The following is an 8,055-nucleotide window of genomic DNA, read 5'->3' on the forward strand; positions in this document are numbered from 1 at the left end:
ACAGCGTCTCAGTCGAGGTGAATCCAGTCGGATACCGGCTCATAGCGCGCTTCTTTGGCATTCACACGCCAGATTCGACCCACCGGGAACGACATGTCGTGCACCGTAACCGGAATACCGATAATGCCGCCGGTGTCCCAGTCCTTGATAGACGCCAGAGACTCCGCCATGTTGTCGGCGGTCAGCTCTTTGCCCGCATCCATGGTGCGCTTGATCACTTCGGTCCAGACCATGGCGTTAAACCAGCCTTGTATGTATCCGGTGGGGCGGTAGCCGGCATCCGGATCACTCTTTTCGGCCTGGGCTCTCAGTGCGTCCAACATGGGACCACTCTCGGGGCTGTCGTAGTAGTTGTAGGGCATAACACCCATATAGCCGTCGGCGTCTGCACCCATCTTGTTGATAATGAGTTTGTCGGAAGACCAGAACGTACCCATAAACTGGGTGTCCAGGCCCATCTGACGCATCTGCACCATGAACTCGTTTATGGGCGATAGCACATAGCCGTGGAACACCACGAAGTCGGGGCGAGCGCGGCGCAGTTTCAGCACCTCGGCAGACACATCGACACTGCCGGGCTTGGTGACAATTTCTTCCACCACTTTGATGCCCATCTCGGCGGCTTTGGCCTTGCCGTTTTCAATGGGATCTTTGCCAAACTCGGTGTCGCTGTATACAAATGCGACGGTGGGCATGTCGCCGTCCTTGCCCTGAGTGGCAATGTACTCAAGGATGATTCCGAACATCTGGGTGTAATTCGGGCCGGGGACGAACTGATACGGATACTGTTCATTGTCTGTCAACGCGGTCGCAAACGAGGCACCGCTCATAAGCGTGGTGCCTCTGCTGTTCAGCTCTGAGGCAATTGTTTTCATGAACCCTGTGCTGTCGCCGTAATAAACCGGAACCGTGTTACTGCCGGTGATTTTCTTGAACGCGGCGACGGAACGATCAACCTCATAGCCGGTGTCTTCCATTACATACTTCACCGGATGCCCGTTGATTCCTCCCTGGCTGTTGATCCAGCTTGTGTAATCCGTCAAACCGGCATGGATATGCACTCCGGCAAACGCGAATACGCCAGACAGCGGAATGGAACCACCAAATACGATGGGCTCTTTGTCCTGCGCCATGGCGGGCGAGGCGACAACAAGCGCTGCGGCAATACTGCCAACGCCTGCAAGTCTGCGGCCCTTACTGAGGATATTTTTGAACATGTCTGTTCTCCTTGCGGCTTTTTGTTGTTAAATCCACTAGTTTCGGAAGGGCCATAAACTGAAAAAGCGCCGTATTCGGTGCCAGATCTCCGCCAGCCCGTGCGGTTCAAAGATAAGAAAGCCCACAATCAGTGCACCGAAAATAATTTCGAGCATCGGCGACATGAATATCGGGGCGTTTGGGTAGAACGGTGTGAGGGCTGCCGTCAGCAAACCAAGCGCCTCTGGGATCAGCGTCATGAAGGCGGCCCCGAGAATGCCCCCCAGCAAGTTACCCATACCCCCCACAATAACGGCCGCCAGATAGAAAATGGACATGGAGAGCGGGAAGCTCTCCGGCGTGACGACCCGGTAGAAATAGGCAAACAGACCGCCCGCCACACCGGCATAAAACGAACTGAGCGCAAAGGACATGAGCTTGTAACGCAGCAGATTGATACCCAGTATTTCGGCCGAAATGTCCCGATCCCGAATGGCGATAAACGCCCGGCCAGTGCGGGTGCGGAACACATTTTTAGCCCCGAGCACCATCAATACCGCCAGCGGCACGATGATAAAGTACATCCGGAAATCGCTCTGGAACGTGAAACCGAAAAAATGCGCCGGCTCCAGGCTTAGCCCGCCCATACCGCCGGTAACAGACTCCCATTCAGCAAAAATGAAATGCAGGAAAACGCTGCCGGCCAGGGTCGCAATGGCCAGATAAAGCCCTTTCACCCTGAGGGATGGAAGCCCAACAAGAATACCCACCGCGGCCGCAAGCAAGCCGGCAAACAAAAGCGTTATCGGGAAAGGCAGCTCAGTGTTTATCGACATCCAGGCGACGGTGTAGCCACCCACACCCATAAAACCCGCCTGCCCGAGAGAAATCAGCCCGGTAAATCCGGTCAGGATGTTAAGCCCTGTTGTACTGATCACCGCAATGCCCACCAGGCAGCCCATGTACAAAAAATAGGCATCGGCCATGAAAGGAAAAACCGCAAGCGCTAGCAGAAAACAGGCAAACCAGATTTTCTGGGTAGAGCTTGTCCAGATGGCCTCATCGGCTTCGTAACTCTGTTTGGCGTCACCAATGCGCATCCTACACTCGCTCTATTTCGTGGGTGCCAAAAAGACCGTAGGGCCGCAGCACCAGAATCACGGCTAATACCGCAAACGTTGCCGGCATACGGTACTCGCCACCCAGGTATGCGCCTGCCACAGTTTCCAGCCAGCCAATAAAAACGCCCGCAATCAGCGCTCCAACAATGCTGTCGAGCCCTCCCACAATCACCACCACCAGAACACTCAGGCCGATGGCACCAAACTGCGGACTAAGCCCTCCCGTCGCGGCTACCAGCACGCCCGCAAGCGACGCCGCCAGGGAGCCAAACACCCAGGCCATGTTGAACACCCGGCGCACGTTGATGCCCATGGAATAGGCGGCAGCCTGATCAGAGGCGGTGGCCCGCAGCGCCACGCCACCGCGGGAAAAACGAAAATACAGCAGATAAACGATGAGCAGTGCGGCACCAATGAGAAAGCCGTAAGCAATTTTAGGCGCCAGATACATTTCACCGATGAACACCGGCTTACGGGGAAGGAAGCCGGGAAGAAGCTGCGGATCAGCCCCCCACACCAGTTCGACCAGCCCCACCAGAATGCTGGCGATGCCAATCGTGACCATGACCACCGCAATGGGTGATTCTCCCAGCATGGGACGAATCATCACTTTTTCGATGACGCCACCCAGAACGCTCCCGCCAAGCACGGCCAGCGGCAGGGCAACCCAGGGTGACATCTCCATGCCCCCGGCGAAGGTCAGGAACAAGTAGGCCGCGAACATCATGATCTCGCCGATGGCGAAGTTGATGACCCGGGTGGCTTTGTAAATGATGACAAATCCCAGACCAATCAGTGCATAAAGGCCGCCCATGGCCAGACCCGCCAGACTGATTTCCCCAAAAAATAACCAGTCCATTCAAGCCACCTCCCGTTCGGGGTTCAGCTTCTTGCGCAGGCTGTCCATATCGCTGGTGCCCAGATACGCCTCGATGACTTCAGGATTATTTTGCACCTCCGCAGGCAAGCCCTCCGTAATAACCCGGCCAAAGTTGAGCACGGCAATGTGGTCGGAAATATCCATAACCATGCTCATATCGTGCTCCACCATCAGCACGGTTACGCCCCATTCTTCCCGGATATCAAGAATGAACCTGGCCATATCTTCTTTTTCTTCCCGGTTCATTCCCGCAACGGGTTCATCGAGCATCAATACCTTTGGCCGCATCGCCAACGCGCGGGCCAGCTCTACCCGCTTCTGAAGACCATAGGAGAGACTGGCGACCGACTGGCGCCGTATGTGGTCAATTTCAAGGAAATCGATGATGTGTTTCTCAACATCCCTGCGCACCGCCATTTCCTCTCGGCGTGTGGCACCAAAATAAGCCAGGGAACCCAGCAGGCCACTTTTCATGTGTACGTGGGCACCGAGTTTGATGTTGTCGAGCACCGTCATTCCCCGGAACAACGCTATATTCTGAAACGTTCGTGCAAGGCCCATGGCAGCGCGGGCCGGCGGTTTAATGCCCGCGAGCACATCGCCCTGATAACGGATGGTGCCCTGCTGGGGTTTGTAAAAACCGGAGATGCAGTTAAATAGCGAGGTCTTGCCGGCGCCGTTCGGGCCGATCACGGTGGTGACGGCGTTCTCCGGCACCCGGAAGCTCACGTCTTGCAGCGCTTTCACACCGCCGAACGACAGGGATAAATTATTAATTTCGAGGATATTGGGCATTATTCCCCGCACGCTTGCGATTATGGTTATTGTTGTTTACGTAAACGTCAGGCTAAACCCCTGAACTTGAGTTAAAATAGCCTATTCCTGCCATAAAAACCAAGACACTCTCAAAAATGCTCTGACCACTACTCTCAGCAACGGAGTTCCCAACCATGACAGACAACCCGGTGATCTCGGCGTTTAATGAACAAACCGGCGTAGCCACCCTGACATTTAACCGGCCGGAGGTTCTTAACGCCATCAACGTTCCCATGGCCCGGGCCTTTCGCCATGCAATTCAGGATCTGGCTCGCACCGCAGGGCTTCGCTGCGTTGTCCTTACCGGCTCCGGGCGTGCCTTCATGGCGGGGGGCGATGTGGCCAGCATGTCTGGTTCCCCCGATCAGGCCCGTAACGCGGTGAACGGAATGCTTGACGCGCTGATTCCGGCCATTCTTCAGTTGCGAAGCATGGATGCCCCGGTGATCGCAGGCGTTAAGGGTGCAGCAGCTGGCGCGGGTTTGAGCCTTGCGTTGATGGCAGACCTGGTCGTCGCCGAGGAGAACGCCCGATTCCTGATTGCCTACAACGGGATAGGCACGGTACCTGACTGTGGTGGCACTTGGTTTCTGCCCCACAAAATCGGATCGGCACGCGCTACGGAAATGATGATGCTTGGGCGAACCCTGAGCGCAATCGAAGCAAAACAGTTGGGTTTGGTAACCGAGGTGTCATCGGAGGCAAAATTTGAAGAGGTTCTGGCGGCTACCGTCCATCGCGTTGCCAATGGACCGACCCGGGCTTTTGGTGCATTCCGTCGACTGGTGGACGATGCCCATGGCAGCCCACTCAAGGTCCATCTGGAAGCCGAGCGACAGGCGTTTCTGACGGCCACCGAAACAGCCGACTTCGCAGAAGGCGTATCAGCGTTCCTCGCCAAGCGACCCGCCTTTTTTTCCGGCCGGTAACTGAAATCCATCCAATTGAATCTACCTTGCTCATCCGTCCGTAAGCGTTCAGCATTCTTATTCAGAAACGTGTTAACCAAAACAGGAATGTTCCCATGAAACACCGTTTGCAGATTATCCACCGTTCACTGGGCCTGGCGGCTCTTACAGGCACTTTGGCCGCTACTCTTGCCGGTACTCTACTTTCCGGCTCCGTTATGGCGGCGACCCCCATGGCCGAAAAACAGGCGCCGGGTTACTACCGCATGATGCTTGGTAGCTTCGAGGTCACGGCCCTGTCTGACGGCACCGTCAAATTGCCGGTTGACGACTTGCTGCTGAACACCACCAAAGAGCATGTCCAGGAAAGGCTCGCAGACAACTTCCTCTCGGCTCCGCTGCCTACCTCCGTCAACGGATACCTCATCAACACGGGCAACAAACTGGTGCTGATTGATACCGGCGCCGGCAGCCTGTTTGGCCCAACCCTCGGCAACCTCGCGAACAATATGAAGGCTTCCGGTTACGAGCCGGGCCAGGTGGATGAAATTTACCTTACCCATATGCACCCCGATCATGTGGGCGGTCTGATCTCCGATGGCAAAATCGTCTTCCCCAACGCCACGATCCGTGCCAACCAGGACGATGCGGACTACTGGCTGAGCGAGGAAAAACTGAATGCGGCAGCAGAAGGCGCAAAGGGTTTCTTCAAGGGCGCCATGGCATCCCTGAACCCCTATGTCGAAGCCGGCCAGTTCGAAGCGTTTGACGGTAATGGTCAAATTCTGCCAGGCATTTCGACCATCGAAGCCAAGGGTCATACCCCGGGCCATACCCTTTATAAAGTGGAGAGCGACGGCAATATCCTGATGCTATGGGGTGACCTGATCCACGTCGCCGCTGTTCAGTTCCCGGAACCGGATATTGCCATCCAGTTCGACACCAACAGCGATAATGCGGTCAGCGCGCGGGTAAACGAATTTGAACGTGCCGCAGACGCGGGCTATCTGGTGGGCTCGGCGCACTTGTCTTTCCCCGGCCTTGGTCACCTTACGCAAGCCGGTCAAGGGTACGAGTTCATTCCTGCAAACTATGAAGCAGGTGAATAACCGTGAACCCGACCATTGAACTACTGAAATCACATCGCTCTATCCGGAAGTTCACGGATCAGGCGATTCCACGGGAGCTTTTTGTGGAGCTCATCCGTGCCGGACAGAGTGCGGCCACGTCCAGTCACGTTCAGGCCTATTCGGTGATCCATGTGGTGAACCCGCAAAACCGGCAAAAGATTGCAGAGCTCGCCGGCGGGCAGGCTTACATTGCCGAGTGTTCGGATTTTCTGGTGTTTTGCGCCGATATGAAACGCTCCACGGGAGCCGCAGAAAGGGCGGGGGCAGACGTCGTTCGCGGCATGACAGAACAACTGGTGGTCGCCAGTGTCGACACCGCACTGATGGCGCAAAATGTAGCCATTGCCGCGGAATCAGAAGGCCTGGGGCTCTGCTACATCGGCGGTATCCGGAATAACCCTGCTGAAATCAGCGAGATCCTCCATCTGCCGGAACACGTGTACCCGGTGTTCGGGATGTGCCTCGGTTACCCTGACCAGCGCCCGGAAGTTAAACCCCGTCTGCCAGCCGAAACCATTCTCAAGGAAGACTATTACCAGGACGAACAGGATGAGGCCCAGGTAGCAGACTTCGACGCGACCATGAACACGTATTATCTGGAGCGCACCGGCGGCAATAAAGACACCAACTGGTCAGAGCAACTGAAACCCCTGTTCACCAGCAAACTGCGCCCGCACATGAAAGACTTCCTGCACGGAAAGGGCTTCAGGATGGAGTGAGCTGTTCAGGGACTGACTTTCTGCCACACGGTCAGTTCCGAAAGACTGTGCTGAAACTTGTTGCGAGTCTCGCGAATTACAAACGGTAAACTGCGAGGCTTGCCGACAATGCGGAAGTGGGGTTCGAGCGTGTCCCGCAGGCCATCCAGCGTTGTGTAGTCTTCACCGTTGCGCTGAAACCCGCCAACCCATTCTTCTTTGGGGGTGTATTCCTCAAGCCAGGTATAAGGCGAGGCAATGACCAGTAAACCGCTCCCATTGACCCGCTCATGTATCCTTGTCAGGAAGGTCGATGGCTTATACAACCGATCAATCAGGTTGGCCGCGAGCACCAGATCGTAACCGCTGAACTGAGGTTTCAGGTCGCAGGCATCGCCCTGATGGAAAGCCACCTTATCCACGGTTCGGTCCAGCCCCAGGTCCGCCAATGTGCGCTCATGGTAGCTCACGAGATCGCCCTCTTCCGGACGCTCATAGCGGACAAATTTCTGCTCCGCCATTTCCACACATTTCTGGATAAAGCTGGCCGAGAAGTCGACCCCATCCACATGTTCAAACTGCCTCGCCAGCTCGAAGGTGGATCGACCACAGGCACAGCCGATATCCAGCGCCCTGCCCATGGTTCGACCATTCATGGCATCAATACACGCCAGCGCCAGCTCCCTCGGGAAATTCGACTCCCCATGCCACTGCTCTCCGTAATTGAACTCGCAATACTGGGCAAGCGTCGTATCGTTTTCGTAATAACCACTCGGTCGCATTTACTCAGCCTCCAAAGGCACGTGTCGGAATTCCATCATACAACGGGAAACCACCGGCAGAAGAATCGAAGCCGGCATTGCAAGTGCGCACTGCGAAGATTTGACAGCAAAGGTTGAAACACTTGCCGTGAAGCTCCATATCGTTGGGCATACTCACGAAGGTCATGGCCGGGAGCCTCATGAACCAATCCCCTGACTACTCACTGCTGGAACTCGCGTCGGTTCGCGAAGGTGATTCTGTAGGCACCACACTGGCAAACAGCGTGGCTTATGCCCAGCACGCGGAATCGCTCGGTTTCAAGCGCTTCTGGTTAGCAGAACACCACAATATGGAAGGCATCAGCAGCTCTGCCACCTCCGTACTGATTGGCCACATCGCCGGCAAAACCCAAACCATCCGGGTGGGCTCGGGCGGCGTGATGCTGCCCAATCATCCACCCTTGGGCATCGCCAAGTAATTGGAGCGCGAGGAAATCTTTCACCGCCGCCCGTTCGCCCGCATTCCAAAGGCCATCCATAGAGC

The 8,055-nt window shown here is 55.9% G+C and carries 8 protein-coding genes and 1 pseudogene; 4 read left to right on the forward strand and 5 right to left on the reverse strand.

The window, feature by feature from the left end; translation table 11 throughout:
* Positions 1-8 precede the first annotated feature (8 nt).
* From ENI00_RS11500 to ENI00_RS11515, 4 genes are read right to left on the reverse strand one after another with little or no spacing between them, the layout of a single operon-like run.
* Positions 9-1,217 (reverse strand): ABC transporter substrate-binding protein, encoded by a 1,209-nt coding sequence (locus ENI00_RS11500; RefSeq protein WP_304102280.1) that lies wholly within the window; start codon positions 1,215-1,217, stop codon positions 9-11.
* A 36-nt stretch (positions 1,218-1,253) separates the two neighbouring features.
* A complete protein-coding gene (locus ENI00_RS11505) occupies positions 1,254-2,297 on the reverse strand; it encodes a branched-chain amino acid ABC transporter permease (RefSeq protein WP_304102282.1) in 1,044 nt (347 codons plus the stop codon).
* 1 nt (position 2,298) lies between these two features.
* On the reverse strand, positions 2,299-3,177 hold the full coding sequence (locus ENI00_RS11510; protein ID WP_304102285.1) for a branched-chain amino acid ABC transporter permease: 879 nt from the start codon (positions 3,175-3,177) through the stop codon (positions 2,299-2,301).
* Positions 3,178-3,993 carry an ABC transporter ATP-binding protein gene (locus ENI00_RS11515; RefSeq protein ID WP_304102288.1) on the reverse strand — a complete coding sequence of 272 codons (816 nt, stop codon included), beginning with the start codon at positions 3,991-3,993 and terminating at the stop codon, positions 3,178-3,180. It abuts the gene before it with no gap.
* A 155-nt stretch (positions 3,994-4,148) separates the two neighbouring features.
* On the opposite strand from ENI00_RS11515, the gene ENI00_RS11520 reads away from it, so the two are divergent.
* From ENI00_RS11520 to nfsA, 3 genes are all read left to right on the forward strand, one after another.
* A complete protein-coding gene (locus ENI00_RS11520; protein ID WP_304102291.1) occupies positions 4,149-4,943 on the forward strand; it encodes an enoyl-CoA hydratase-related protein in 795 nt (264 codons plus the stop codon).
* Between the two features lie 95 nt (positions 4,944-5,038).
* On the forward strand, positions 5,039-6,031 hold the full coding sequence (locus tag ENI00_RS11525; protein ID WP_304102295.1) for an MBL fold metallo-hydrolase: 993 nt from the start codon (positions 5,039-5,041) through the stop codon (positions 6,029-6,031).
* A 2-nt stretch (positions 6,032-6,033) separates the two neighbouring features.
* Positions 6,034-6,771: an oxygen-insensitive NADPH nitroreductase gene (gene nfsA, locus ENI00_RS11530; protein WP_304102298.1), complete on the forward strand. Its 738-nt coding sequence runs from the start codon at positions 6,034-6,036 to the stop codon at positions 6,769-6,771.
* A 5-nt stretch (positions 6,772-6,776) separates the two neighbouring features.
* Here nfsA and ENI00_RS11535 read toward each other — a convergent pair whose 3' ends face one another.
* Positions 6,777-7,532, reverse strand: a complete 756-nt coding sequence (locus tag ENI00_RS11535) for a putative 4-mercaptohistidine N1-methyltransferase (RefSeq protein ID WP_304102301.1) — start codon at positions 7,530-7,532, stop codon at positions 6,777-6,779.
* 179 nt (positions 7,533-7,711) lie between these two features.
* Here ENI00_RS11535 and ENI00_RS11540 point away from each other — a divergent pair.
* Positions 7,712-7,987 (forward strand): annotated as a pseudogene (locus tag ENI00_RS11540) (LLM class flavin-dependent oxidoreductase); the annotation flags it as partial.
* Positions 7,988-8,055: the final 68 nt, after the last annotated feature.

Source organism: Marinobacter antarcticus (assembly GCF_011049865.1).
Classification (GTDB): Bacteria; Pseudomonadota; Gammaproteobacteria; order Pseudomonadales; family Oleiphilaceae; genus Marinobacter; species Marinobacter antarcticus_A.